This window comes from Nocardiopsis baichengensis YIM 90130 (genome assembly GCF_000341205.1).
Taxonomy (GTDB): domain Bacteria; phylum Actinomycetota; class Actinomycetes; order Streptosporangiales; family Streptosporangiaceae; genus Nocardiopsis_A; species Nocardiopsis_A halophila.
Genome location: NZ_ANAS01000042.1, coordinates 1 through 25,081, shown reverse-complemented (window position 1 = coordinate 25,081; position 25,081 = coordinate 1). Strand labels below are relative to the sequence as shown.

The 25,081-nt window shown below is 74.5% G+C and carries 22 protein-coding genes and 3 tRNA genes; 9 read left to right on the top strand and 16 right to left on the bottom strand.

Annotation, left to right across the window (positions count from 1 at the left end; genetic code table 11):
* The first annotated feature begins 8 nt into the window (after positions 1–8).
* Positions 9–545, top strand: a complete 537-nt coding sequence (locus C892_RS0127085) for a gluconokinase (RefSeq protein WP_017559773.1) — start codon at positions 9–11, stop codon at positions 543–545.
* A gap of 477 nt (positions 546–1,022) precedes the next feature.
* Here C892_RS0127085 and C892_RS0127080 read toward each other — a convergent pair whose 3' ends face one another.
* The 8 genes from C892_RS0127080 to C892_RS0127040 all read right to left on the bottom strand — a co-directional run bounded on the left by C892_RS0127080 (position 1,023) and on the right by C892_RS0127040 (position 11,546).
* Positions 1,023–1,775 (bottom strand): IclR family transcriptional regulator, encoded by a 753-nt coding sequence (locus C892_RS0127080; RefSeq protein ID WP_017539416.1) that lies wholly within the window; start codon positions 1,773–1,775, stop codon positions 1,023–1,025.
* Positions 1,776–2,069: 294 nt separating this feature from the next.
* Positions 2,070–2,717: a sarcosine oxidase subunit gamma gene (locus tag C892_RS0127075; protein WP_017559771.1), complete on the bottom strand. Its 648-nt coding sequence runs from the start codon at positions 2,715–2,717 to the stop codon at positions 2,070–2,072.
* Entirely contained in the window at positions 2,710–5,697 is a 2,988-nt protein-coding gene (locus C892_RS32690; protein WP_017559770.1) for an FAD-dependent oxidoreductase, read from the bottom strand. Before C892_RS32690 ends, C892_RS0127075 begins: the two co-directional genes overlap by 8 nt.
* Positions 5,694–5,846 carry a hypothetical protein gene (locus tag C892_RS31660; RefSeq protein ID WP_017559769.1) on the bottom strand — a complete coding sequence of 51 codons (153 nt, stop codon included), beginning with the start codon at positions 5,844–5,846 and terminating at the stop codon, positions 5,694–5,696. Before C892_RS31660 ends, C892_RS32690 begins: the two co-directional genes overlap by 4 nt.
* A gap of 196 nt (positions 5,847–6,042) precedes the next feature.
* On the bottom strand, positions 6,043–6,396 hold the full coding sequence (locus tag C892_RS0127055; protein ID WP_017559767.1) for a sarcosine oxidase subunit delta: 354 nt from the start codon (positions 6,394–6,396) through the stop codon (positions 6,043–6,045).
* 39 nt (positions 6,397–6,435) lie between these two features.
* The gene (locus C892_RS0127050) at positions 6,436–7,674 is read right to left on the bottom strand and encodes a sarcosine oxidase subunit beta family protein (RefSeq protein WP_017559766.1); all 1,239 of its coding nucleotides are present in this window, start codon (positions 7,672–7,674) and stop codon (positions 6,436–6,438) included.
* A complete protein-coding gene (locus tag C892_RS0127045; RefSeq protein ID WP_017559765.1) occupies positions 7,674–10,169 on the bottom strand; it encodes a GcvT family protein in 2,496 nt (831 codons plus the stop codon). Before C892_RS0127045 ends, C892_RS0127050 begins: the two co-directional genes overlap by 1 nt.
* 165 nt (positions 10,170–10,334) lie before the next feature.
* Positions 10,335–11,546 carry a glycine cleavage T C-terminal barrel domain-containing protein gene (locus tag C892_RS0127040; protein ID WP_017559764.1) on the bottom strand — a complete coding sequence of 404 codons (1,212 nt, stop codon included), beginning with the start codon at positions 11,544–11,546 and terminating at the stop codon, positions 10,335–10,337.
* 292 nt (positions 11,547–11,838) lie between these two features.
* Between C892_RS0127040 and C892_RS0127035 the strand changes: the two genes are divergently transcribed.
* Both C892_RS0127035 and C892_RS0127030 read left to right on the top strand, forming a co-directional pair.
* Complete coding sequence (locus C892_RS0127035; RefSeq protein ID WP_017539409.1) at positions 11,839–12,282, top strand: methylenetetrahydrofolate reductase C-terminal domain-containing protein; 444 nt, start codon at positions 11,839–11,841, stop codon at positions 12,280–12,282.
* Positions 12,279–13,214 carry a methylenetetrahydrofolate reductase gene (locus C892_RS0127030; protein WP_017559763.1) on the top strand — a complete coding sequence of 312 codons (936 nt, stop codon included), beginning with the start codon at positions 12,279–12,281 and terminating at the stop codon, positions 13,212–13,214. Before C892_RS0127035 ends, C892_RS0127030 begins: the two co-directional genes overlap by 4 nt.
* 118 nt (positions 13,215–13,332) lie before the next feature.
* Here the strand turns inward: C892_RS0127030 and C892_RS0127020 are convergent, their stop codons facing one another.
* Positions 13,333–14,376 (bottom strand): CPBP family intramembrane glutamic endopeptidase, encoded by a 1,044-nt coding sequence (locus C892_RS0127020; RefSeq protein WP_017559761.1) that lies wholly within the window; start codon positions 14,374–14,376, stop codon positions 13,333–13,335.
* 169 nt (positions 14,377–14,545) lie between these two features.
* Between C892_RS0127020 and C892_RS0127015 the strand changes: the two genes are divergently transcribed.
* Positions 14,546–15,856 carry a sensor histidine kinase gene (locus tag C892_RS0127015; protein ID WP_017559760.1) on the top strand — a complete coding sequence of 437 codons (1,311 nt, stop codon included), beginning with the start codon at positions 14,546–14,548 and terminating at the stop codon, positions 15,854–15,856.
* Positions 15,853–16,590 carry a response regulator gene (locus C892_RS0127010; RefSeq protein ID WP_017559759.1) on the top strand — a complete coding sequence of 246 codons (738 nt, stop codon included), beginning with the start codon at positions 15,853–15,855 and terminating at the stop codon, positions 16,588–16,590. The genes C892_RS0127015 and C892_RS0127010 overlap by 4 nt, the downstream gene beginning before the upstream one ends.
* 47 nt (positions 16,591–16,637) lie before the next feature.
* On the opposite strand, the gene C892_RS0127005 is transcribed toward C892_RS0127010, so the two are convergent.
* Positions 16,638–16,982, bottom strand: a complete 345-nt coding sequence (locus C892_RS0127005; RefSeq protein WP_338040888.1) for a nitroreductase family deazaflavin-dependent oxidoreductase — start codon at positions 16,980–16,982, stop codon at positions 16,638–16,640.
* A 439-nt stretch (positions 16,983–17,421) separates the two neighbouring features.
* Complete coding sequence (locus C892_RS29705) at positions 17,422–18,033, bottom strand: TetR/AcrR family transcriptional regulator (RefSeq protein WP_017559756.1); 612 nt, start codon at positions 18,031–18,033, stop codon at positions 17,422–17,424.
* A 237-nt stretch (positions 18,034–18,270) separates the two neighbouring features.
* Between C892_RS29705 and C892_RS29700 the strand changes: the two genes are divergently transcribed.
* A complete protein-coding gene (locus C892_RS29700) occupies positions 18,271–19,884 on the top strand; it encodes an MFS transporter (RefSeq protein ID WP_017559755.1) in 1,614 nt (537 codons plus the stop codon).
* Here C892_RS29700 and C892_RS0126990 read toward each other — a convergent pair.
* From C892_RS0126990 to C892_RS0126980, 3 genes are all read right to left on the bottom strand, one after another.
* A complete protein-coding gene (locus C892_RS0126990; RefSeq protein WP_017559754.1) occupies positions 19,782–20,855 on the bottom strand; it encodes a LysR family transcriptional regulator in 1,074 nt (357 codons plus the stop codon). The genes C892_RS29700 and C892_RS0126990 overlap by 103 nt on opposite strands.
* A gap of 465 nt (positions 20,856–21,320) precedes the next feature.
* The gene (locus tag C892_RS0126985; protein WP_017559753.1) at positions 21,321–22,037 is read right to left on the bottom strand and encodes a GntR family transcriptional regulator; all 717 of its coding nucleotides are present in this window, start codon (positions 22,035–22,037) and stop codon (positions 21,321–21,323) included.
* Between the two features lie 173 nt (positions 22,038–22,210).
* Positions 22,211–23,401 (bottom strand): molybdopterin molybdotransferase MoeA, encoded by a 1,191-nt coding sequence (locus C892_RS0126980; RefSeq protein ID WP_026124669.1) that lies wholly within the window; start codon positions 23,399–23,401, stop codon positions 22,211–22,213.
* A gap of 414 nt (positions 23,402–23,815) precedes the next feature.
* Here C892_RS0126980 and C892_RS0126975 point away from each other — a divergent pair.
* The 3 genes from C892_RS0126975 to C892_RS0126965 all read left to right on the top strand — a co-directional run bounded on the left by C892_RS0126975 (position 23,816) and on the right by C892_RS0126965 (position 24,089).
* Positions 23,816–23,888, top strand: a tRNA-Gly gene (locus C892_RS0126975).
* 37 nt (positions 23,889–23,925) lie between these two features.
* Positions 23,926–23,996, top strand: a tRNA-Cys gene (locus C892_RS0126970).
* Between the two features lie 16 nt (positions 23,997–24,012).
* Positions 24,013–24,089 (top strand) — tRNA-Val (locus tag C892_RS0126965).
* A 96-nt stretch (positions 24,090–24,185) separates the two neighbouring features.
* On the opposite strand, the gene C892_RS31955 is transcribed toward C892_RS0126965, so the two are convergent.
* Both C892_RS31955 and C892_RS0126955 read right to left on the bottom strand, forming a co-directional pair.
* Positions 24,186–24,344 carry a hypothetical protein gene (locus C892_RS31955; RefSeq protein ID WP_193374820.1) on the bottom strand — a complete coding sequence of 53 codons (159 nt, stop codon included), beginning with the start codon at positions 24,342–24,344 and terminating at the stop codon, positions 24,186–24,188.
* Between the two features lie 132 nt (positions 24,345–24,476).
* The gene (locus tag C892_RS0126955) at positions 24,477–24,980 is read right to left on the bottom strand and encodes an HAD family hydrolase (protein WP_017559750.1); all 504 of its coding nucleotides are present in this window, start codon (positions 24,978–24,980) and stop codon (positions 24,477–24,479) included.
* Positions 24,981–25,081 lie beyond the last annotated feature (101 nt).

Sequence of the window (25,081 nt, the reverse complement as noted above, 5' to 3'; positions counted from 1 at the left end):
GACAGTACATGCACTTCGTCTTCATGGGCGTGTCGGGCAGCGGCAAGAGCACGGTGGCCCTGCGCACCGCCGAGCGGCTCGCGCTGCCCTTCGCCGAGGCCGACGCGTTCCATCCCGAGGCGAACATCGCCAAGATGTCGCAGGGCGTCGCGCTCACCGACGCCGACCGCCTCCCCTGGCTGCGCTCGCTGGCCGCGTGGATCGGCGAGCGCGAGGCCGAGGGCCGGGACAGCCTGATGGCGTGCTCGGCGCTGAAGCGCTCCTACCGGGACGTGCTGCGCTCCGGGGCGCCCGACGTGCGCTTCGTGCACCTGGACGGCCCCGTCGAGCTGATCCGCCGGCGCCTGGCCGAGCGGGCGGGCCACTTCATGCCGAGCGGCCTGCTCGACTCCCAGCAGGCCACCCTGGAGCCGCTGCGGGACGACGAGAAGGGGGTCGTGCTCGACATCGCACCGCCGCCGGAGGAGATCACGGAGGAGGCGGTCCGCGCGGTGCGCTCCGCCCTCAGCGGGAACGGGGAGTCGGCGTCGCACGGCGCCGTGTGATCCTCGGCCGGGCGGGCGCGGCGCCCGGCCGGCGCATACGAGAGGGGGACGCCCGTTCGGGCGTCCCCCTCTCGTATGCGCCGTTCCCGGGGAGCCCCGGGGCCCATGGGCCGGAGGCCCGCACGGGGCTCGGGGAGAACGGGGAGTCTGCGGCGCGGCCGCCGGCCTCGGGAGGGGCGTGGACGCCTTCACGGACGTGCTGCGCGCCGCCCGGGCCCATCAGGACCGGCGTCCCGGTGGTGGTCGGCGGATCGTTCCCGGCTCTCAGGCACGCCTCTGCGGTGCCGCCCCGGCCTCCGCCGGCGCTGCGCCGGGTCGGCACAGCGGCGCGGTGGGGGCGGGGGCCGTTCGTCCGCCGACGGGCATGCTCCGGGCGCCGCGCCTAGGTCTCGGGCGGTTCCGCGGCGTCGGGGGCGTGCGCGTGACGGGATCGGGGGTCGGGGAACGGGGGCGGTGGGGAGGGGAGCAGGTCCGGGCTCACCCGGCGGGCTCCATGTGGCCCATCCGGGTCGAGATCTCCATTCCGGCCTTGGCGACCGTCTCACCGATCGCGTCGAGTTTGTCCTCCTCCATCCGGTAGGAGGGGCCGGAGGCGCTGATGGCGGCGATCACCTCGCCGGTGAGGCCGCGGATGGGGGCGGCGACGGCGTTCAGCCCGATCTCCAGCTCCTCCACGGCGGTCGCGAACCCGCGGTCGACGATCTCCTCGAACTCGGCGCGCAGGTCCTCCGGGTCGGTCTTGGTCTGCGGGGTCATCTCCTCCAGGCGCCCGCGCAGCACGCGGCGCTGGTCGCTCGCGCGCATGTAGGCCAGCAGCACCTTGCCGCTGGAGGTGGAGTGCAGGGGGTTCTGCCGTCCGATCCAGTTCTGGCTGACCACGGCCGAGGACCCGCGGACCTGGTCGATGTTGACGACCATGTCTCCGCTCGGTATTGCGATGTTGACCGTCTCCCCCAGGTCGGAGGCCAGGTCCTCGCAGACCCGCCGGCTCTGCTGGGTCAGGTCCAGTCCGGCCGCCATGGTGCCGGCCAGCCGGATGATCCCGAAGCCCAGCTGGTACTTGCCGCGAAGCCCGGGCTGCTCCACCAGTCCGCGCCGCTCCAACGCTCCGACCAGTCGGAATGCGGTCGACTTGTGAACGCCCAGTTCCGCGGCGATCTCGGTCACTCCGGCCTCGCGGTGCTGTGCGAGGATCTCCAGCACCGTGATGGCGCGATCCACCGATTGCACGGGTGCACCGTCCTTCCCGGCCGCGGTCCTGGCCGGTTCCGCCTCACCGCCCGACCCCCGCCCGAACCGTGCCGTGTCGGTCGTCGTCTGACTCTTTTCTGCGCGGTGGTCGTTGGAAGCCATGCCCACCACGATAACGTCGTGCCCTCCCACTTCCCCGGACAGGCGCCCTGGCCAGAGCGTCGTCCCAGGTCAGACGCTTGTGCACGGGCTTCACACGCCTCCTCTGCCTCCCCACGGCACCAGCGCCCCCCTTTGGTCCCCTCGTCTCCCTTCGATCCCCGTGCCCCCCTTTCACCCCACCGCCCCCGCGCGCTCGCGCCGGACGTCGTCGGCCGCACCGGTGAGGAAGCGGGCCAGGTAGTCGGCGAACGACGCGCGTACGAGGACGCGGAAGGCGGAGGCCTCCCCTTCCGCGCCGGGGCCGACGGGGGCTCCGGGGCCGGCGGGGCCGCCGGTGCGGTGCAGGCCCACGGCCGCCTTTCCGACGACCGTCTGGGCGTAGGAGCCCGGGCCGAACACCCGCGGGTGCAGGTCCATCGGACAGCCGCGGGCCAGCACCTCCCCGGCGTCGGGCCCGCGCAGCTCCAGCACGGTGCGCTGGGCCGACAGGTCGGCCACCGCCGCGCACAGCCGCCCGTACTCGCCGCCGAGCGCGGAGCGCAGCCCCGCGCACAGCCCCCGCCCGGTCGCGTCGGCGTCCACCACCAGGTACCGGCCGGGGCCGCTCCACAGCACGTACGGCGTGCCGCTCCCGGTGGCGCGGCCGGGGCCGGGCAGGGGGCAGCCGAGGAACTGCTCGGCCATCCGCGAGGCGGCCTCGGCCTCGTCGGGGTCCACCCGCAGCTCGGCCTGGGCCAGGAACGACAGCTCGCGCAGGCGCGAGCCCTCCAGGAGGCCCTCGGCCGGACTGCGCCGGCGCGGGACCAGGGGTTCAGCCATCCTTGCGGCTCCCTTCCCTGTCGTAGAAGACCGGGTCGGCGACCCGGACGGGGACGGCGGTGCCGAGGTGCACCGCCTGCAGCACCTCGCCGTGGCGCTCGCGGCCCGATCGGAGCAGCCCGAGGGCGAACGAGCGCCCCAGCGCGGCGCTGTCGTAGGAGGAGGTCACCCATCCCTGCGAGCCCGCGCGGGGCCCGCCCCGGCCCGGCGCCGCCTCGGTCAGCTGCGCCCCCTCGGCCAGGACGAACCCGGGGTCCTCCGGCAGGAGGCCGACGAGCTGGGGCCGGTCCGCCCGGGCCGTGTCCGGGCGGCTCAGGGAGCGCTTGCCGACGAAGTCCTTGGTGCGCGACAGGGCCCAGTCCATGCCGAGGTCCAGTGGGGTGATGCTGCCGTCGGTCTCGTGTCCGACGACGATGAAGCCCTTCTCGGCCCGCAAGACGTGCATGGTCTCGGTGCCGTAGGGCGTGATGCCGTACTCCGCACCCGCCTCCATGGCGGCCTCCCAGACGGCGAGCCCGTACCAGGAGGGAACGTTGACCTCGAAGGTCAGCTCGCCGGTGAAGCTCACGCGCAGCACGCGCGCGCGGACCCCGGCGACCCGCCCCTCCTTGAGGTCCATGAAGCGGAAGCCCTCCCGGGAGACGTCCATGTCCGGGGCCAGGCGCCGCATCACCTCCCGGGAGCGCGGTCCGACCAGGCTCACCACCGCCCAGGCGTCGGTGGCGTTGAAGATGTGCACGCACAGGTCCGGCCACTCGGTCTGGGACCACTCCTCCATGTGGTCGAGGACGGTCTCGGCGTTTCCGGTGGTGGTGCTGACCAGATAGGACCCGTCGGGCAGGCGGGCGATGACGCCGTCGTCGAGGACCATCCCGTCGGCGGTGCACAGCAGCCCGTAGCGGCACCGTCCCGGCTTGAGAGTGGAGAAGGTGCCGGTGTAGAGGCGGTCGAGGAACTCCCCGGCGTCGCGCCCGGCGACGACGACCTTTCCGAGGGTGGAGGCGTCCAGGGCCGCCACCCCGGTCCGCGCGGCGGCGCACTCGCGCAGTACCGCCGCGTGCATGTCCTCGTCCTCCCGGGCGTAGTAGCGCGCGCGGCGCCACTGGCCGACGTCCTCGTAGGCGGCGCCGTGCGCCTCGTGCCAGGCGTGCATGGGGGTGCGGCGCAGCGGGTCGATGAGATCCCCGCGCGCACGTCCGGCCAGCGCGGTGAAGGGGATGGGGGCGTACGGGGGCCGGGGCGTGGCGCCGCCGACCTCGTCCATGGTGCGCCCGAGCAGGCGCGCGGTGATCCCGGTGACCAGGGCGCCGCAGGTGCGGCCCTGGTCGGGGCCGGTGCCGATGGTGGTGTGGCGCTTGATGAGCTCGATGGAGTCCATCCCGGCCGCGACGGCCGCGCGGATGTCGGACAGGGTCGCGTCGCGCTGGAGGTCCACGAAGACCCGTTCGTGGTCGGTGTCCGGACCGGTGACGCAGAAGAGCGCCATCGGGGGCGCGGTGTCGCCTGCCCGCACGTCCCCGGGCACGCCCACGGCGCCCGCGGCCCCCGCGGACGGCCGTTCCCGCGCCTGTCCTCCGACGGCCTGCAACGGAGCCGCCTGGGGGCCGCCTGCGGTGCCCTGCCCTGCCCGCGCCCCGTGCCCTTGGGCCGATTCGCCGCGTGCGCGCAGGGCGTCGGGCAGGTGCCCCTCCAGGCCGCCTCCTTCCGAAGGGCGGCCCCCCGGCCCGGCCCGCCCGAGCGCCGCCCGCGCCGCGGCCTCGCCCGCCTCGATGCCCTCCTCGACCGCCGTCCCGGGGTCCCGGGTGCCCGCCGCGGCGCCGACGCACACCGTGGTCGGCGGCAGGTCCCCGGGAAGGAAGGCGGCGTGCCGGTCGGACCAGCGCACCCGTCCGCCCGCCTGCACCGCAAGGGGCGTCGCCGGGTCGAACCCGCCGGAGACCGCCAGGAGGTCGCAGGGCACCCGCTCGGCCTCCCCCTGAACGCTTCCGTCCGGGGCGACCGGGGCGAGCAGGACGGCGGCCACGCCGCCCTCGGCGCCGGGTTCGGCGCGCACCGCCGAGGTTCCGGCGCGCACCCCGATCCCCCGGCGCCGCAGGGCCTCACGGGCCGCGGCCCCCGCCTCGGGGCGGGCGTCGGCGACGGCCGCGATCCGCGCCCCGGCGTCGTGCAGGGCGGCGGCGGCCCACAGCGCCTCGTCGTGGCACCCGGCGACCACCGGGCGCCCGCCCGGCAGGACCCCGTGGCGGCGGACGTAGGCGGCGGCCGCCCCGGCGAGCATGACGCCGGGCAGGTCGTCGTCCTGGAAGGCGAAGGGGCGCTCGGTGGATCCGGTGGCCAGCACGACGCGGCGGGCGCGGATGCGCCACAGCAGGTCGGAGCCGCCGCGCCGCTGCAGGGCGATGAGCTCGCCGTGGTCGTGGTGGCCGGTGACGGTGGTGCGCGCCAGCGCCCGCACGTCTGCGGCCCCGGCCAGGGCCTGCCAGGTCGCGGTGATCCACCCGTCGCGCCCGTTGCCGCGGGCGTCGCCGCCGGGGGCGGGCGCCTCGTCGGCGATGACCACCCGCGCGCCCTCCGCACGGGCGGCGTCGGCGGCGGCGAGGCCGGCGGGCCCGGCGCCGACGACCAGGACGTCGCAGTGGGCCCAGCGGGAGTCGCCGCCCCGGGCGGGCGCCTGGTCGGGCAGGCGGGCGTAGCCGGCCAGGCCGGACACGCGCAGCCCCTCGCACGCCTCCACCCGGGGGGCGGGCGCCATCGGCCGGGGGTCGGGGCCCTCGGTGCGGACCTGGGCGCCGGGCTCGCCGGTGCCGATGCCCACGACCCCGCGCGGACGCCCGGTGCGGCTCCCCCGGCAGACCGTGCGCACCCCGGCGGCCAGGAGCGCGGCGGCGACGGGCTCCCCGGCCACGGCGGGGACCTCGTGCCCGTCGAACACGATCCGGGTGTCCGGCTCCGGCCCGGTCCCCGTGCGGCGTCCGGTCATCGCCCTCCCCCTTCCAGGGTCGCGGTCTCCAGGGTCGCGGTCTCCAGGGGCGCGGTCTCCAGGGGCGCGGTGCGGCCGGTGGCGGCCGTGGGGACGGCGGGAACGGCCGCGCGGTATCCCGCCGCTCTCCTCCTGTCCCGCACGCTCATCGCCCGCCCCTCTCCCGGGGGACGGAAGGGCGTCTGCGCCGGTCGCGGACGCGCTGGGCCGGGTCGCCTTCTGCGGCGGACGGCTCACGCCTCTTGAGAAGCGCCTCGGCGGGCCCCTCCGCGAGGTCCGGGAATCCGCACCACTCCCGGCGGGCGAAGTACACCCGCCCGGCGTCAGGGTCGGCACCCCAGCGGCTCATCGTGCGCCTCCTTCAGCATCAGCAGGGGTCGCCCTGCGCACGCAGTAAGGGGACGCGCACGGCCCCTGGCCAGCGTCCGCGTCCGCTCCGTGGGCGCCCGTGGGGCAGGAGCCGGCGACCGTGTAGTCGACGGTGTCACGCCGCACGTCGCACCAGGCTCTGCACCCCGAGGCGTGGAACCAGCGCTCGGCGAACGCCCCCGCGGGGTTGTCGCGCAGGAACAGGTACTCGGCCCACGCCCGGTCGTCGAGCGCCGAGGGGTCGGCGGGGCAGGCGATGTGCGCCTGGCCGCCGTACCGGAACTCGCGTTCGTCGCGCGGACCGCACCAGGGGCACGGAATGAGGAGCATCGCGGTCGGCCTCCCTGCGCTGCGGATCGGAGACGGCGGTCAGTGGGCCACTGCGGCGGCCCCGTGCTCGTCCACGAGCGCCCCGGTGGTGAAGCGCTCCAGGCCGAAGGGCTCGGCCAGCGGGTGCGGGCGCCCGTTGGCCACGGTGTCGGCGAAGACCTGGCCCGCGCCCGGCGTGGCCTTGTACCCCCCGGTCCCCCACCCGCAGTTGAGGTAGAGGCCCTCGAACGGCGTGCGCCCGATGACCGGTGAGGCGTCGGGCGAGACGTCGACGGTCCCGGCCCAGGTGCGCAGCGCCTCGGCGTGCGCGAACACCGGGTACAGCTCGACGGCGGCGGCGACCTGGTCCTCCACCGTGCGGAACGAGCCGCGCTGGCCGTAGCCGTTGTAGCCGTCGATGCCCGCCCCCAGCACCAGCTCGCCTTTGGGGGCCTGGCTGACGTAGACGTGCACCGCGTTCGACATGACCACGGTGTCCAGCACCGGCTCCAGCAGCGGGGTGACCAGGGCCTGCAGCGGGTGGCTCTGCAGCGGCAGTCGCAGCCCCAGCGTCTCGGTGAGCACGCTGGTGCGCCCCGCGGCGCACAGCGCGACCGCCCCGGCGCCGATGTCGCCGCGGGTGGTGCGTACGCCCCGCACCTGGTCCCCCGAGCGCAGGAAGCCGGTCACCTCGCACCCCTGCACCAGGTCCACGCCGAGCCGGTCGGCCTCCGCGGCGAAGGCCCAGGCCACCAGGTCGTGGTCGGCGATGCCGGCGCGCGGCTGGTAGGTGGCGCCCAGTACGGGGTGGCGGGTGTGCGGGCCGGTGTCCAGGACGGGGACCAGCTTGGCGACCTCGTCGGGGCCGAGCCATTCGGCGTCGACGCCGTTGAGCCGGTTGGCGTCGACCCGGCGCACCGACTCGCGCACGTCGTGGGTGGAGTGGGCCAGGTTGAGCACCCCGCGCTGGCTGAAGTGCAGGTCGCGTCCGAGCTCCTCCTCCAGGCCCTCCCACAGTCGCAGCGCGTGCTCGTAGATCCCGGCGCTGGCGTCCCACAGGTAGTTGGAGCGGATGATGGCGGTGTTGCGGGCCATGTTGCCGCCGGCCAGCCAGCCGCGCTCCAGCACGGCGACGTCGGTGATGCCGTGCTCGGCGGCCAGGTAGTAGGCGGTGGCCAGGCCGTGGCCGCCGGAGCCGATGACGAGCACGTCGTAGGCGGCCCGCGGCTCGGGCGCGCGCCACAGGCGGCCCGGCCGCGGGTCCGGTCCGCCGGGCAGTGCCGCGGGGAGCGCGGGCATCAGGCCCTCACCCTCTCCATGGCGGGGTCGTACAGGGGCTCGGCCACGGCCTCGGCCGGGATGCGCCGGCCGAAGTAGCCGATCTCCAGGCGGGTGCCGGGGGCGGCGAGCTCGGCGGGCAGCCAGGCGTAGGCGATGCCGTGCCCCAGCGTGTAGCCGAAGGCGGCGCTGGTCACGTACCCCGCGGCGGTCGGCGCGCCGGGCTCGTGCACCGGCTCGGCCCCCATCACGGTGTCCTGCGGGCCGCCGGTGGCCAGGCAGGTCAGGCGCCGGGCCGGGGCGCCGGGGTCCTTGGCCTCGACGGCGGCGCGGCCGACGAAGTCGCCCTTGGTCTTCAGGCGGAGCGCGAAGCCCACGCCGGCCTCGTAGGGGTCGTGCTCGTCGGTCATGTCGGCGCCGAAGGCGCGGTAGCCCTTCTCCAGGCGCAGCGCGTCGAAGGCGCCCCGCCCGGCGGCGGCCAGGCCGTGGCCCCGCCCGGCCCGCCAGAGCGCGTCCCACAGCCGCAGGCCCAGGTCCGGGGTGGTGTACAGCTCCCAGCCGAGTTCGCCGACGTAGGACACCCGCATCGCCGTGACCGGGACCTCGGCGATGTGCATGCGGGCGCAGTGGAAGTAGCGCAGCCCGTCGTTGGAGAGGTCGTGGTCGGCCAGGGGCTGGACCACCTCCCGGGCGAGCGGCCCCCACACCCCGATGCAGGTGGTCTCGGAGGTGAGGTCGCGGACGCTCACCCCGGCGGGGGCGTTCCGGGCGAGGCGGGCCAGGTCGAGGCGGCTGTTGACCCCGAGCTGGAAGAGGTCCTCCTCGATGCGGGCGACGGTGATGTCGCCGAGGAGGTGCCCGCGCCCGTCCAGCATCAGGCAGTAGCTCACGGCGCCGGGGTCGCGGTGGGCGCGGCAGGTGGTCACCCGGTCCAGGTAGTCGGCGGCGCCGGGCCCGGCGACCTCCAGGCGCATCAGGGACGACATATCGTAGAGCGCGACGCGTTCGCGGGTGGCGCGCGCTTCGGCGGCGATCGCGGGCGACCAGTAGCGCGCGGCCCACGGGCCCGGCCGGGGCGCGTCCTCGGCCCCGTCGAGCGCGGTGTTGGCCTCGTAGTAGTAGGGGCGCTCCCAGCCGCCGGCCTCCAGGAAGAAGGCGCCCAGCTCCTGCTCGCGCCGGTGGAACGGGGCGACGCGCAGCGGCCTGGGGTGCTCCATCGGCTGCTGCGGGTGGAGGGCGTCGTAGACCTCGACGAAGTTCTGGCAGCCCCGCTCCCGGATGTAGGAGGGGGCCAGGTGGTGCCGCTGGAAGCGGTTGACGTCGCAGGCGTGCAGGTCGAACGTGGAGGCTCCCTCGGCGATGAGCTCGGCGGCCGCGCGGGCCACGCCGGCCGAGTGGGTGATCCACACCGCCTCGGCCGACCACAGCCCCGCCGTCCCGGCGAACTCCCCGATCAGCGGCATGGTGTCCGGGGTGAAGGAGAACAGGCCGTTGAACCCCTCCTCCACCTTGGTGTCGGACAGGGCGGGCAGCAGCCCGAGGGTGTCGCTCCAGGCCGGGGCGAAGTCCTCGGGGGTGAAGGGGTGCATGGACGGCATCGGCAGGTGCCCGGTGGTGGCGGGGGTGCCGATGGCGTCGGGGGCGACCGGCATCGGCCGGTGCCCGTAGTAGCCGACCCCGACCCGGTCGCCGCGCTCGCGGTAGTACAGGTCGCGCTCCTGGAAGCGGAGGATGGGGTGGGGCGCGGCGTCGCCGCCGCCGTTGCCGGCCAGCGCGGCGGTCGGCCCGGTCCAGCCGAACTGGTGGGCCAGCGGGGTGAGCGGCAGCACCTCGCCGGCCATGGCCGCCACCCGTGGGCCCCACATGCCGGCGCACAGCACCACGGCGTCGGCGGGCAGCCGCCCCTGGTCGGTGTGGACGGCCGCCACCCGGCGGCCCGAGGGCGCGCCGTCGCCGCGGGTCTCGATCCCGGTGACCTCGTGCCGGGGCAGGAAGCGGGCGCCGCGCCCGACCGCGGCCTCGGCCTGGGCCCGGGCCGCGCCGAGGGCGTCGGCCAGGCCGTCGTCGGGGGTGGACAGGCCGCCCAGCACCCGGTCGGCCTCGACCAGCGGGTGGGCGCGGGCGCATTCCTGCGGGCCGACGACCTCGGCGCGCAGCCCCCAGGAGCGCGCCCAGCCGCAGCGGCGGTGCAGCTCGTCGAGGCGTTCGGGGGCGGCGGCCAGCTCCAGGCCGCCGACCGGGGAGAAGCAGGGGCGCCCGCCGGCGCGCAGCCGCCGGTACTTCTCGGCGGTGTAGCGCGCGAAGTCGGTCATGGCCTTGGCGGCGTTGGTCTGGAAGACCAGGCCGGGGGCGTGCGAGGTCGACCCTCCGGTGCGGTACAGGTCGCCCTGGTCGACGACGGTGACGTCGGTGCACCCGCGGGCGGTGAGCTCGTCGGCCAGGGCGCAGCCGACGATCCCGGCGCCGATGACGACGATCCTGGGAACGGTTCGCTGGGTGTCAGGGAGAGCGGGCATGGCGGCCTGCCTTCGCCATCGGTGTTCTCGTGTGCGCTCGCTACGGTGTTCCTGTCCGCGCAACCATGTGCGGTCTACGCAACAGAGTCGATCGGCCGGACCGCGGTGTCAAGAGGGCGGGCGCCGGGGGCGCCGACGGGGCGGCGCCCCCGGGCGGGCCCGCCGTCAGGACGTCGCGGCCAGCCGCCTCAGGTCCTGCTTGGGCAGCATCTTCTTGGGGTCGACGAAGGGCTTGTCCACGACCACGGCGGGGACCTGGCCGCCCGGCCGGTGCACCGCCAGCTCGGTCCCCAGGGACGCCAGTCCGATCGGCACCATGGCGAAGCCGATGTTGCGGTCCAGGCGCGGCGAGTGGCAGGCCGAGGTGACCTTGCCGACCGGGCCCTCGGTGGAGCCGGGCTCGTGCACGGGGAAGACGTCGATCATCGAGCCGTCGTTGTAGGAGCCCAGCGGCTCGCCGCCGATCTCCAGCCCGACCAGCTTGCGGGAGATGCCGGTGTCGCGGATGCGGGTGAGCGCCTCCTTGCCGATGAAGTCGGCCTCCTGGTCCAGGTCGACCATCCAGCTGACCTCGTAGCCGTAGCCGACCTCGAAGGGGTTGGTGTCCAGGCCGATGTCGCTGCCCCAGGCCAGGATCCCGCCCTCGATGCGGCGGATGTGGCAGGGGCCGATGACCTGGATGCCGTGCGGCTCGCCGGCCTGGAGCACGGTGTCCCACAGCCGCACCCCGTCGCGGGAGGCGTCCATCAGGTAGATCTCGAAGCCGAGCTCGGAGGTGTAGCCGGTGCGGGAGACCACCACGCGCATGCCGTCGAGCTCGAACTCGCGGCAGTAGTAGTAGGGGACGTCCATGACCTCGGGGCCGAAGAGGTCGACCATGACCTCGCGCGACTTGGGGCCCTGGACCTGCACCGGGCCCACGTCGGCCTCGCGGATCGTCACGTCCATGCCGGAGTTGTGGGCCAGGCCCTGGGCCCACAGCAGCACGTCGCTGTCGGCCAGGGAGAGCCAGAAGCGGTTCTCCTCGAGGCGCAGCAGCACCGGGTCGTTGATGATCCCGCCGTCGGGGGCGGTGATGAAGACGTACTTGCACTGGCCGACCGCGCACTTGTTCAGGTCGCGCGGGACGAGCATGTTGGTGAACGCGAAGGCGTCGGGGCCCGTGATCTCGATCTGGCGCTCCACGCCGACGTCCCACAGGGTCACGCCGTTGACCAGGTGCCAGTACTCGGCGACCGGGTCGCCGTAGTGCCGCGGGTGGTAGGTGTGGTTGTACACGCTGTACTTGGCGACGCCGTGCCTGCGCGAGGCATAGAAGAACGGCGACTTCCTGATCCGCGGGTACAGCAGGATCTCCGGGTTCTCGTTCACGGCCATTCAGGGCCTCCAACCACTCCGATGCGCAACGAGGATCGCCATGCGCAACACACAGTCCCCCGCGCGCGACGGCGCTGTCAAGAACCGCGGCCGCTGGTTAGTTCCGTCTTACGCAACGGACATCCATTGACGCAACGATTCCGCCGATCTTACGCTGTAGTCGAGCGGTCACGTTCCTTCATGTGAACATCGTTGCATATAAAGCAACGCTCATGCCAGAGACGTCGGTCGGCGGCCCAGACCACCGCGCGACGCCGATCCCCGCCGTACGGCGCACGGAACGAGGCGGACCATGGCCACACTTCTCGCCACCATCGAACACGCCGTCAAGAAGCCCGTGTGGGACTGCCGGATGTGCGGCCAGTGCGTGCTGCACTCCACCGGCTTCACCTGCCCGATGACCTGTCCCAAGTCCCTGCGCAACGGCCCCTGCGGCGGTGTGCGCGAGGACGGGGCGTGCGAGGTCGACCCGACGATGACCTGCGTGTGGGTCAAGGCCTACGGGCGCGCACGCCGCCTGCCCCCGCCCCTGCGCGACGGCGTCGACGAGCTGCGGGCGCCCGTCGACGTCCGGCTGCAGGGCACCTCCTCCTGGGCCAACCTGGCCACCGGCCGCGACCGCCGGCGGCCCGAGGGGTGGGAGGCGGCCGAGCGGGCCGCCGCCTCCGGTGCCGCCCCGCCCGCCGCCGTCGGCCCCGCCGAGGACGCCCAGGACGCCGAGGGGGTGCCGAATTGACCCTGGCCGAGCTGCTGACCGCGCCCGAGCCGTACCGGCCCGCGGTCACCGCCGAGTTCCCGGCGCTCGACGGCGGCGGGCTGGAGGCGGCCGCCGCGCACGCCTCCCGCCTGGCGCCCTACGTGGACGCGGTCAACGCCACCGACAACCCGGCGGCGCACGCGCACGCCTCCAACGTGGCCGTGGCGGTCGCGCTGTACCGCCTCGGGCTGGAGCCCGTGCTCCAGGTGGCCTGCAGGGACAAGAACCGCCTGGCCGTGCAGGCCGACATCGTCGGCGCCGCCCTGCACGGCGTCACCAACGTGTGCTGCATGACCGGCGACGACACCACGGCCGGCGACGAGCCCGAGGCGCAGCGCGTGTTCGACCTGGACGGGCCCCAGGCGGTGCGCACGGCCGCCGTACTGGCCGGCGGCCGCTACCTGTCCGGGCGGCCCCTGTCCCCCGCTCCCCCGCTGTTCATCGGGGCGGTGGAGAACCCGGGGGCACCGCCGTTCGAAGAGCGCGCCAAGCGCGCGCTGAAGAAGGTGCGGGCCGGGGCGCGGTTCCTGCAGCTGCAGATCTGCTACCGGCCCGAGCGGATCAGCGCGTTCTGCGAACGGGCCGAGGCCGAGGGCGTCACCCCCGCGGCCGCGCTGCTGCCCACCGTCGCGCTGGTCAAGGGGGCCCGGGCGCTGCGGTACATGGACGCCAAGGTCCCGGGGATCAGCGTCCCGCAGGAGGTGGTCGAACGCGTGGAGAACGCGTCCGACGAACGGGAGGCCTCCTACCAGGTCTCGCTGGAGCTGGCCCGCAACGCCCTCGCCCAGCCCGGAGTGCGGGGGCTGCACATCACCGACTTCCGCCACGACGACACGCTCGGCCGACTCTGTTCGGACCTGGGGCTGCCGACGATGCGGACCACCCAGGGCGAGGACGCCATGGCGGTCTGAGGCCGGATAAGGGCGGCACCGCCGACGGCCCGGCGGTGCTCGCCATGCTCGACGACGCCTACCACCGCCCGCCCGGCCTGCTCGTGCGCATCCGTCCGCACCGGATCACGGCGGTCTCCTACGACGACGAGTGAGCGGCGGCCTCGCCGCGCCGCAGCCACCACCACGCCGCCAGGACCATCACGGCGAGGGCACCGGTCGCGGGGAGCCCCTCGAACAGCCCGGCGAAGCCGACCCCGCCGGTGTAACGGGTGGGCTCGGGCAGGTGGACGACGACCGCGCCGACGGCCTCGCTCAGGGGCCACAGCCCCTTGCCGTCCGCGGCCGAGTCCGGAATGGCGACGGTGAGCGCGGCCATGGGCAGGATCAGGGCGGCGGCGTGGAAGCCGACCGCCGCCCACAGGTTCCCGGTCCGGAGCGTGACCAGTGCGGCGAACACCGCCCAGAGGAAGATGTTGAGCATGAGGATCCAATGGGCCTCGTGCGGCTCGCCGCCCGCCAGGTAGAAGCCGATGAACGTGAAGTGGAACAGGGAGAAGAAGACCGACGAGAGCAGGACGCCCGCCGTCCGCCCCCAGCGCGCGCCGACCGCCTGGAGCATCCACCCTCGGAAGAGCTGCTCTTCGATGCCGATCATGACGATGCGCACCAGCAGCATGTACACGGCGCCGACCGCCACGGCCAGAGGGCCGTCGCCCCCGAAGCGCCACACCCCCTCCACGTGTGCGATCCCGCTCGCCAGGGCGATCCCGACCCACGCGGCGATGAACACCATCGCCGCCGCGGTCCCCCACAGCAGGCCGGCGAGCGCCCTCCACCGGAAGCCGAGGCCCGTGGAGGCGAAGAAGGACCGCCGTTCATAGAAGCGCAGCCACAGCCAGAGGGGGACGTAGGGCAGCAGGACCTGGACGGGCAGTGCCGCGACGCCCAGGGCGATCGCCGCACCGGATCCGGCCTCCTCGGCGAGGCGTTCCACCGCCGGGAGCGTGAACAGCAGCGACGGCAGGAAGCCCACCAGGTAGAGCAGCTGCGTGAGCGGGATCGTGGCCAGGGGATGGGTGGTGCGCGCCCCGGAGGCGCCGGCTCGGACGAAGGCGTCGCCGGCACTCAGGCGCGGGCCGTCCTGGGGCGCCGGGACCGAGGATTCGCTGGTGGAGGACATGGCAGGGACGGTAGGGGCGGGCGCCGCCCCTCCACATCACGCGCGGGATAGATGACGGTTACGCCGCCCGCCCGGGTGTCGGCCATGACTCCGGTCATGGGGCAAGGGGTGACCCGGGCATGACCCTGCTTCTCCTCTGAGACTCTGGGACCGCTGCTAGCTTCGGGCCATGAGCGCGATCGAACGAGCGGGCCTGCACGACGCCGCGCGCTGGGCGTCGCTGTCGGGCGGGCGCGCCCCGCTGGTGCTCCACCTGGCGTTCTGGGGGGCCTACTCCGGATTGCTGCTGCTGGTCGCGGTGACGCTCGTGTCCGGTTCGGGCGCCCCTCCCCCGCCGGACACGCCCCTGGGGCAGGCCCTGGAACTCCTCTTCGTCCTGGGGCTGGTCCCGGCCGGGGTCCTCTGGCCGCTGCTCAGCTGGACCCCTGGCGCACATGGGATCCGCCCCAAGGCGCTCTCGCTCTCGTTCTTCGCCTGCGCCGCCGCCGTCATCCTGGGGTCGGGCAACCTGCTCGTACAGATCCTGCTGATCATCGCCCTGGGCAATGTCGTCGTCGTCCTCGGCGCCCGGGCGGCCCTCGCCTGCTCGGCCGGGCTGACGGCGTGCGCCTTGGGCCTCTTCGCCGTGCAACCCGGGATGCTCGCCAGAGGCGTGCTGGAGACGAGCGTCATCCTCTTCCTCTGCGCGGTCACCGTGATGGCGTTCAATGCGCTCCTCGCCGCCCAGACGCGCGCGCGGGAAACGCAGGAGGTACTGGCGGAACTGGAGTCGGCGCACTCCGAACTGCGCCGCTATGCGGACCGGGTCAAGGAGCTCACCGTCGCCGAAGAACGCGCGCGCATGGCGCGGGACATGCACGACTCCATCGGCCACTACCTGACGGTCCTCAACATCGGACTGTCCAACGCCGAACGCTTCCGCACCGCCAAGCCCGACGCCGCCTGGCAGGAGGTCGCCGACGCCAAGCGCCTGGCCCAGGAGGCCCTGGCCGACACCCGGCGGTGGGTCCGCGCGCTGCGCCCGCTCCAACTGGAGGGCAAGGCCGGGCCGGAGGCCGTCCGGTCGCTGGCCGAGGCCTTCTCCGGCGGGGGCTCGGCAGGCGCCGACGTGCGCTTCACCTGCCGCGGCGACTGGCCCGAGCTGCGCGAGGAGGTCGAGCTGGTCTGCTACCGCGTGGTGCAGGAGGGCCTGACCAACGCCGTCCGGCATTCGGGCGCCCGCGGCATCGAGGTGGCGGTGGAGTGCACGCCGGACGGGGTGACGGCCTCCGTGGTCGACGACGGGCGCGGCCCCGGCGCCGCGGCGCCCTCCGGCGCGGGCGGCTTCGGGATCGCGGGCCTGCGCGAGCGGGTCGAGGCCGTGGGGGGCACTCTGGCGGCCGGTCCCCGCGGCGGGGCCGGGGACCCCGACGGGCACGGCGGCGGCTTCACCCTGCGCGCCCGGCTGCCCGCCCGGCGGACGGCGGAGGCCGCCGCGTGAGCACACCCGGGGAGGAAGGGCGCCCCGTCCGGGTGCTGCTCGTCGACGACCAGGTGCTGATGCGCCAGGGACTGGCCAAACTGCTGGAGATCGAGGAGGCGGTCGAGGTCGTCGGCGGCGCCGCCGACGGTGTGGAGGCCCTGGAGGCGCTGGCGTCCGCATCGGGGACCGGCGCCTATCCCGACGTCGCCCTGGTGGACGCGCGCATGCCGCGCATGGACGGCGTCGAGCTGATCGCGCACATGGTCCGCGACCACCCGGCGGTCGCGCCGGTGGTACTGACCACCTTCGACGACGACGACTTCATCTTCGGCGGCCTGCGCGCGGGCGCCAAGGGCTACCTGCTCAAGGACACGCCGCCGGAGGAGCTGGTCGCCGCGGTGCTCCGGGCCTCGCGCGGGGAGACGGTGCTGGGCGCGGCCGCCGCCGAACGCCTGGTCGCCGGGGTGCGGGCCGCTCCCCCTGAGGCCCCCGCGGAGCCGGAACCGCCGGCCCCGGAGGCCTCCGGCCGCGGGGCCCCGGGCGGCCAGGCGGCGGGCGGGGCGCTGTCCGAGCGTGAGGCCGAGGTGGCGCGCCTGATCGGCGAGGGCGCGACCAACCGGCAGATCGCCCGGCGCCTGTTCATCACCGAGGGCACGGCGAAGAACCACGTCTCCAGCATCCTGCGCAAGCTCGACCTGCGGGACCGGACGCAGCTCGCGGTGTGGGTGGGGCGGTCGGGCCTGGGCAGCTGAGGGGCCGAACCGGCGGCGCCGACGGGGCCGGCGGGATCCGCAGGCGCTCAGGGCCGCCGGTCCGCCGAGGAGTCCACCGGCTCCAGGACGACGACCGCGGTCGCGGTGGGGCGCCGGGCCGCGTGGGCGTCGATGTGCTGCTCCAGTTCGCGCCACCGTTCCCAGAGCCGGTCCCGTTCCCCGCCGAGGGCCTCGCGTGCGCGTACCGCGCGCCGGCCGTCGGCGAGCTGGGCCGTGGCCACGGGTGTGGCCTGGAGGTTCAGCCACCAGGCGGGCTCGGGCGCGCCCCAGCCGTTCATGGCGAGTGCCACGAGGTCCGGGCCGTCGTGGAAGTAGGCGAGGATCACACTCCTGGGGCGGCCTGTGCGGCGGCCGATGGTGGTCAGCCGCATCGTCCCCCAGCGGCCGGGGGCGGGGCGCCAGAGCCCGGACCTGCCGCGGGTGATGCGGTAGAGGGCGCGATGCCCTTTCCAGAACAGGCGGATGATCCACCTGGGCGGAATCGGTGGGGGTCGCGTACGGCGCTTGGACACGGGAACCTCCCGGTGTCGTGGTGACGCGACGGTATCCCAGGACCGTTCCGCCGACCAGGTGCGGTGGTCGGCCTGTCACCGCCACTGCGCGCCGGGCCGACGGGGTCGACTGAGACGCCGGGCGAGAACGCCCGGCCGGCGTGAGAACCGCACGGCTCGAACGAGACCGAACAACACGATCCCCATCAGCGATCCGGGGGCTCCACCCTGTGACGGACGTCCCGCACCGCCCGCAGCGCGGCAAGGGCGACGGCCGGAGCCGGTCGCGCCGGGGCGAAAGGAGGCGAAAGGGCGGGCGTCAGCCCGTGTCCCCGGTCCCGCCCGTAGGCTCTCCGGCCGCCTCCTCCCCGTTTCCGCCGCGGCCGGGCCGCTTCGACCGGTCCGCCTGGGCGATCAGCCGGTCCATCACCTGGCGCAGCAGTTCCGGGTCGGGCTGGGCCAGGCCCGCGATGGAGGACAGGTACAGGCCGTCGCCCACCAGGCGGACGGTCTCGGCCAGCACCGGGTCGTCGAGCTCCTCGTGGAGCAGGCGCGCCCACTCCTCGAAGAAGTAGCGGACCAGGTCGCGCGCCTCGTCGGTCATCGACTCCTTGCTGCGCAGCGCGGCGATGATCGACCAGTACAGCTCCGCCTCGTGCTTGGAGGACGGCAGCGAGGTGCGCAGGAAGGTCCGCACGACGCCCTCGCCGCTCTCCTCGGTCTCGCGGAACTCCTCCTCGGCGCGGTCGGCCAGGCGGCGGATGAGGCCGGTCATCATCGCGGCCTTGGAGGGGAAGTGGTAGAGGAGCCCGCCCTTGGAGACGCCCGCGGCGGCGGCCACGGACTCCAGCGTCACGGCGGAGAGGCCCTCATCGATCAGGATGCCTTCGAGCGCGTCCAGGATCCGGTCGCGCGTGGTACCGGTGCTCACCTTTGACACTGTACCGGCTGGACGGTACTGTACCGTCTGGACGGTTCAGAAGATCGGACGGTGCCGCCCCTGCCCCGCACCGGGGCGCACCCCCCGAGACGGACGGCCGACGGACCGTCGATCGGAATACATAGGATGATCGGCCCGTTTAACCGGCGCACCGCCCGATCACCGCGGCCGCACGCGGCGGTCCGCGACGCACGCGCTCCAACGCGACCACGACCTAGTAGAGGGACCATGACTTCCGCCGTTGCCGGGCCCGGAGCGCCCGACGACACCTCGAACCGGCGGCCCGCCCGGGCCGGCGCCCGCGAATGGGCCGGACTGGCCGTACTCGTCCTTCCCGTCCTGCTCATCGCCGTCGACATGACGGTGCTCGGGTTCGCCGTCCCCTACCTCACCGAGGACCTGCGCCCCACCGGCGGGCAGCTGCTGTGGATCGTCGACATCTACGGCTTCGTGCTGGCGGGGCTGCTCATCACCATGGGCTCGCTCGGCGACCGCATCGGGCGCCGCCGCCTGCTGATGATCGGCGCCCTCGGGTTCGGCCTCGCCTCGCTGGCCGCCGCCTTCGCACCCGCGCCCGAGGTGCTCATCGCCGCCCGCGCGCTCCTGGGCATGGCCGGGGCGACGCTGATGCCCTCTACCCTGTCGCTGCTGCGCAACCTGTTCACCGACGACCGCCAGCGCCTGCTCGCCATCGCCATCTGGGCCTCCGGGTTCTCCGCCGGCAGCGCGCTCGGGCCGATCCTGGGCGGCTGGCTGCTGGAGCACTTCCACTGGGGGTCGGTCTTCCTGATCAACCTGCCGGTGATGGCGGTGCTGCTGGTCGCGCTGCCCCTGCTGGTGGGCGAGTCCAAGGACCCGAACCCCGGGCGCCTGGACCCGCTGAGCGTGCTGCTGTCCCTGGCCGCGATGCTGCCCGCCGTCTACGGCGTCAAGAAGCTCGCCGAGCACGGCTGGGACCCGGCGCCCGCCGCGGCGCTCGCCGCCGGCCTGGTGCTGGGCGCGGTGTTCGTGCGCCGGCAGCTGCGGCTGGCGCACCCGCTGATCGACGTCCGCCTGTTCGCGGTGCGCCGGTTCAGCGTCGCGGTGGCCACCAACCTGATGATCGTCTTCTCGATGGTCGCCTCGCTGTTCTTCCTCACCCAGTACCTGCAGCTGGTGCTGGGGCTGAGCCCAGTCACCGCCGGGCTGGTGCTGGTGCCGGGGCTGGCGGTGTCGGTCGCCTCGAGCTTCGTCGCGGTGTCACTGGCCCGCCGGATGAGCCTGGGGCGGGTACTGGTGCTGGGCCTGGCGCTGATCGCCGCCGGGTTCTTCCTCGTCACCCAGGCCCCGCTGCAGGGCGGCGCGCTGCTGATCGCGGTGGCGTTCCTGCTCATCGGCACCGGCATCGGGCTGGCCGAGACGCTGACCAACGACGCCATCCTCACCGCCGCGCCGCCGGCCCGCGCCGGCGCCGCCTCGGCGATCTCCGAGACCGCCTACGAACTGGGCGGGGCCCTGGGCGTGGCGCTGCTGGGCAGCGTGCTCACCGCCGCCTACCGGATCGGCCTGCCGGACGTGGCCTCGGTGCCCGCCGAGAAGATGGAGGCCGCCCGCCAGACGCTGGGCGGGGCGGTGACCGCCGCTGAGGGCCTGCCGGGCGGGGCGGGGACGGCGCTGCTGGACGCGGCGCAGTCCGCCTTCCTCGACGGCATGCACCTGACCAGCGCGATCGCCACGGTGATCGTGGTGGCCGCCGCGGTTCAGGCGGGGCTGCTGCTGCGCCGCGACCGCACCCCGGCCTCGGGGGCCGGGGCCGGCTCCGACTCGGGGGCCTCCGCGTCGGCACCGTCCGCCGACGCGTGAGGGCGCGGCGCCCGCGGGGAGGACCCCGCGGGCGCCGCGTGCACGGGGACGGCCGGGCCCGGCGGCAGGGCGGCGTCCAGCACCTCCTGGAGCGGGACGGTCCGCGCGAAGGCGGCGAAGTCCCGGGCCAGCAGCGGCTCGGGGGCGTTCTCGGGGACCACGATGCCCACCTCGCGCACCCGCTCGGCCCCCTCGACCGGCAGCACGCGCACGCCCTGCGGGGGCGGCGCCGAGCACAGCCAGGCGTGGGCCACAACGCCGCACCAGTCGCCTTCGGCGACGTGGGTGTACAGGGCGGGCAGCGCGTCGGTCTCCACCTGCACGCTGGGGCGGCCGCCGTTCTCGGCCAGGGCCGCCTCCATCGCCCGCCGCACCCCGCCGTCGCAGGTCATCCCGCACAGCGGGACGCCGCCCAGCTCCTGCCAGGCCACCGAGGCGCGGCCGGTGAACCGGCCGGGGCAGGCCAGCACCACGCCGCGCTCGGCGTAGAGCCGCACCGCGGCCCCGCGCGGGCGCCCGGAGACCGCGCCCAGGTGGGCGACCCCGCAGTCGAGGCTGCCGTCGGCCAGCCCGCGGGCGATGTCCTCGGCCGGCAGCGCGCGCACGCTCAGCCGCACCCGCGGGTGGCGGGTGCCGAAGGGCGCGGTCAGGTGGGCGACGGCGGCGGCCGCCGAGGGCAGCACGCCGATGCGCAGCCGCCCGGTGCGGCCCTTGCGCATGGCGCCGACCTCGGCGTCGAGCAGGTCGCACTCGGCGAGGATGCGGTGGGCCCAGCGCAGCACCCGCTCGCCTTCGGGGGTGAAGCCCTCGAAGCGGTGGCCGCGCCGCACGATGCGGATGTCCAGCTCGGCCTCGAGCTTGCGCAGGGCGGCGGACAGGGCGGGTTGCGACACGTGGCAGGCGCTGGCCGCGCGGGCGAAGTGCCGCTCGCGGTCCAGCGCGGCCAGGTACTCCAGCTGGCGAATCAGCATCCGCGCTCCTCTTGGGGGCGAGGCGCCGAGGCCGGACCCAGGGGTTGCCCGGCCCCGGCGCAGAACGGACACGAGGTGGCCGACCGCAACGGGTTCAGCGCAACGCGCCCGCCGGTCCCTGAAAGAGAGACCGGTCACACATTCTGCTGCGCCGAAGCGGTCCGCGCCAGACATTCCCACCGATTCGCACGCCTTTTCCGGCCGGAGACCGCCGACCACCGCCCTCCCGCACACCAGTCACACGGGCGCCGGGCCGGAAGGAGGCACCAGGCCAGAGCCCGTAGAGGGGCCGCGGAGGGGCAGATGGGACGGTTCCCCGGCCCTGCCTGCCGAGTGCCGGGCCCCTCGCGCCTCGACCTCCCCGTTGATCTCGGGAGGAACGACCCTAAAACCGCGGTTTTAGGGTCGTTCCTCCCGAGATCAACGCCAAGAGCGCCTGACGGCCCGGCCGATGCCGGGCCGGGGCTATGCCTGCCCGGGCTCGGACTCCGGCTCCTCATCGGAGGCGGCGGCCTGCTCGTGGTACATGCGGCGGGTCGCGTCGGTGTGGTCGCGCATGAGGCGGGCCGCCTCCTCGCCGTCGCCCGCAGCGATGGCGTCGATGATGCGCGCGTGCTCGTCCCAGGAGTCGCCGCCGCGCCGGGCCGCCACGAGGCCGTGGTACCAGCGCACCCGGCGGGCCACCTGCCCGGCCAGGTCGGCCAGGACCGCGTTGCCCGACAGCTCGGTGATCCGCCGGTGCAGGTCGGCATTGAGCGCCACCATCTCCTCGGTGTCGCCGCGCTCCAGCCCCTCGCGCCCGGCGCGGCACAGCCGGCGCAGTTCGGCGACGCCCTCCTCGCCGGCGTGCGCGGCGGCCAGCCGCGCCGACTCGCTCTCCAGCAGGCCGCGCACCGCCAGCAGCTGCTCGGCCTCGTCCTCACTGGGACGGTGCACGAAGGCCCCGTACCCGGGGCGCAGGTCGACCCAGCCCTCGTTGCTCAGCCGCTGAAGGGCCTCCCGGATGGGCTGGCGGGACACGCCCAGCCGCTCGGCCAGCTCGTTCTCCACCAGGTGCTGGCCCGGTGGCAGCCGCCGCAGCGTGATCAGTTCGAGCAGCGTCTCGTACACGCTCTCGCGCAGCGGAACGGGGCGGCGGACCGGGGTGGGCAGCAGGTTCTTATCGAGCGGGCGTGAGGCCATCGTCAATCGAGATTTCCGTCTGTGGTCGCGGCGGTGTCGGCGAGGCCGGGCGGGGTCGCGCTCCTCGGCGTCCTCGTACCCGGCAGTCTAGTGTCGGACCGTCCCGCCCGCCGGACGGGCGGCCGATCGCGGCGCCTCTCTCGGAGCCCTTCTGGGCCCCGGGACGGCGGGGCTCAGCGCGGCAGCCGGACGATCTCGGCGGCCGGCCCCGACCAGTCCGGCGGGATCACCGCGTAGCCGTCGGCGGCGGCCGGGGAGCGCAGGCTCCCAGGTCGGTCGTGCCCCACGGGCTCGGCGCCGCCCGCCGTGAGGCGGACCGCGACTAGCCGCGTGTCCCGCGGGTGCGGGTGGACCGGGACCGACAGGTCCGCCCGGTGCGGCGCGGCCGCGGCCGGATCCGGCCGCCCGGCCAGTGCCGACAGCAGCGGCGCCAGCAGCGTCACGGCGGCCACGAGCGCCGCCCCCGGGTTCCCGGGCAGGCCCACCACCGCGGGGCCCTCCGGTAGCCGGGCCAGCAGCTGGGGGTGGCCGGGGCGGCACTCCACCCCGTCCACGACCGTCTCGGCCCCCAGGTCCGCCAGGGCGGAGCGCAAGTGGTCGGCCGGCCCCTTCGAGGAGGCGCCGCACACGGCCAACGCATCCGCCCCCGCCGCGACGGCCGAGCGCAGCGCCTCGGCCAGGCCGGTGCGCACGTCCCCCAGATGGACGGGGGCCTGGGCACGGGCGCCCGCCCACACGGCCAGGCCGGGGAGCATGGGCCCGATGGCGTCCCGCACCCGCCCCGGGCCGGGGACGCCGGTGCGCACCACCTCGTCCCCGGTGACCAGGACGGCCAGGAGCGGGCGGCGCACGGGGAGCTCGTCGTGGCCGAGCGATGAGGCCAGGCCCAGGACGGCGGGGGTGACGGCGGCGCCCTGCTTGAGCACGACGTCGCCGGGCCGGGTGTCCTCCCCGGCGCGGCGCACGTGCCGGTCGGGCTCGGTCTCCCCCGAGACGGTGCCGCCGCCCTCGTCGCGGGCGTGCTCGTAGGGCAGGACCGCGGTGGTTCCGGGCGGGGTGGGCGCGCCGGTGGCGATCTCGACGGCGGTTCCGGGCTCCAGCGGGTCCTCCGCGGGCCGTGCCCCGGCGAGGACGCGGCCGGCGACCCGCCAGGGGCCGGGGCCGCGGACGGCGTAGCCGTCCATGGCGGAGGTGTCGCAGTCGGGGATGCCGACGAGGGCGGGGAGGTCAGCGGCGAGCGTGGCGCCCAGGGCCTCGCTCAGGGGGACCCGGTGGACGGTGCCCGGTCCTGTCCGTTCACCGAGTTCCCGTGCCGCAGCGCGCGCTCGGCCCCATCCCGTCGAAGCGCCTTCGCGCTTGACCATCGCCACCCCTGTGCCGCCGCATTCGCCCTGTGCCCACACGCGTCCCTGTATATCCGCGCAGGGAGGCGCGTGGCGCGGCGACCCGCCCTGGACCCGCTCTGCGCCTCCCGGGCACGTCCCGCGAGGCACGACCGACGGAGCCTGACCCGGCGGCACGAGGGGGCCGGGACACCGCGTCACTGGTGAGGGTAACCGTCGACGGATCGGGACATAAGACCCGTCTCCCCCACATCCCCCTATCCCGACAGGAGGGCGCGGCGGGGCGCCTCGGCGGGCCGGCCGCCCCGCCATGGCGACCGGCCCGGAAACCCTGTGCGACCGCTGATTTGCCACCTGCGGAGATTCCGCTAAAGTTCTAACCGCAGCACGGCGCAGGGCCCACCGGGAAGCCGGAGGGACCGGGGCCGGAAGCGCGCGGACGTGGCTCAGCTGGTAGAGCATCACCTTGCCAAGGTGAGGGTCGCGGGTTCGAATCCCGTCGTCCGCTCGGAGACCGGGGGCTCCCATCCCCCACGAAGGAATCCGGTGGAGTGGCCGAGAGGCGAGGCAGCGGCCTGCAAAGCCGTCGACACGGGTTCAAATCCCGTCTCCACCTCTCATGCATGGAGCACGGGCGGTTAGCTCAGTTGGTTAGAGCGCTACCTTGACACGGTAGAGGTCACAGGTTCGAATCCTGTATCGCCCACCAGCATCACCGCGGGCCGGGACCGTTCAACGGTCCCGGCCTGCGGTCGTCGGGCCCCGGAGATGGAGCCACGGAGGAGACGATCTTCCTCTGGCGCCGTCACGAGGCCCTTCCTGCATCCAGGGCACGGTAGTACTCACCGACCCTCGGAACCGTCTCCATGAGCCGCTCGCGCTCCCCCGGATGCAGCGCCTGAAGGCTCTGACGCCAGCGCTCCTCCAGGACGTCGCGGACCTTCTTCTTCATCGGCGGGGTCACATGCTCATGGACGCTGGTCGCCGCCCCGCTTCTCGACTCCCACCTCGTCCTCCGGCCCAGCAGCGGCAACGGGGACGAAGATCCCCCGGCACCGCTGCCTCGAGCTCGCCGACTCTCCCGGCGAGGCGACCATCATCCTTCCCATCGGTTGCCTCGACCGATCGAGCCGTCAGCACCGAACCCCAGAAGATATTGACCCAGATCCACCGTCAGACACAGGTCGGCCGAGGCCAGGGCTTTCTGGTCGGTGCCGAGCGTGGCGATGCCAAGAGCGCTGCGCGCCAACATCGTGGCGTCGTCGGCCCCGTTTCCGATGGCCAGAGTACGATGCAGCCCCATCTCACCGAATCGGCCGAGCAGGTGCTGCTGTAGAGCCTCGGCCTTGTCCGTGCCGATCGGTCGAACCACCTCCGCGCCTAAAGCATCGATGCGTCGGACCTCACAGGGCAGGTGGGCCACGTGATGCCGAATCGTCGAGGCTCCGACGAAAACGGTCAGGTCGGAGAACGAATCAGTGGGAATACGATCCACCGACACGACCTCGATCCGGGATCTCGCAATGGAGTACGCGAAGGCGAACCTGGTGCTCGCTGAACGGGAGGTGGCGAGCAACGACGAGCCGGTGTTCAGCACCATCTCGATATCAGGAACCTGGAGAATGCGCTGAAGGCAGCTCGGGTCACACCTCCGTGAGCCTTTTTCATCCTGAAGGTGCTGGTCACAGGCTCACACCGACT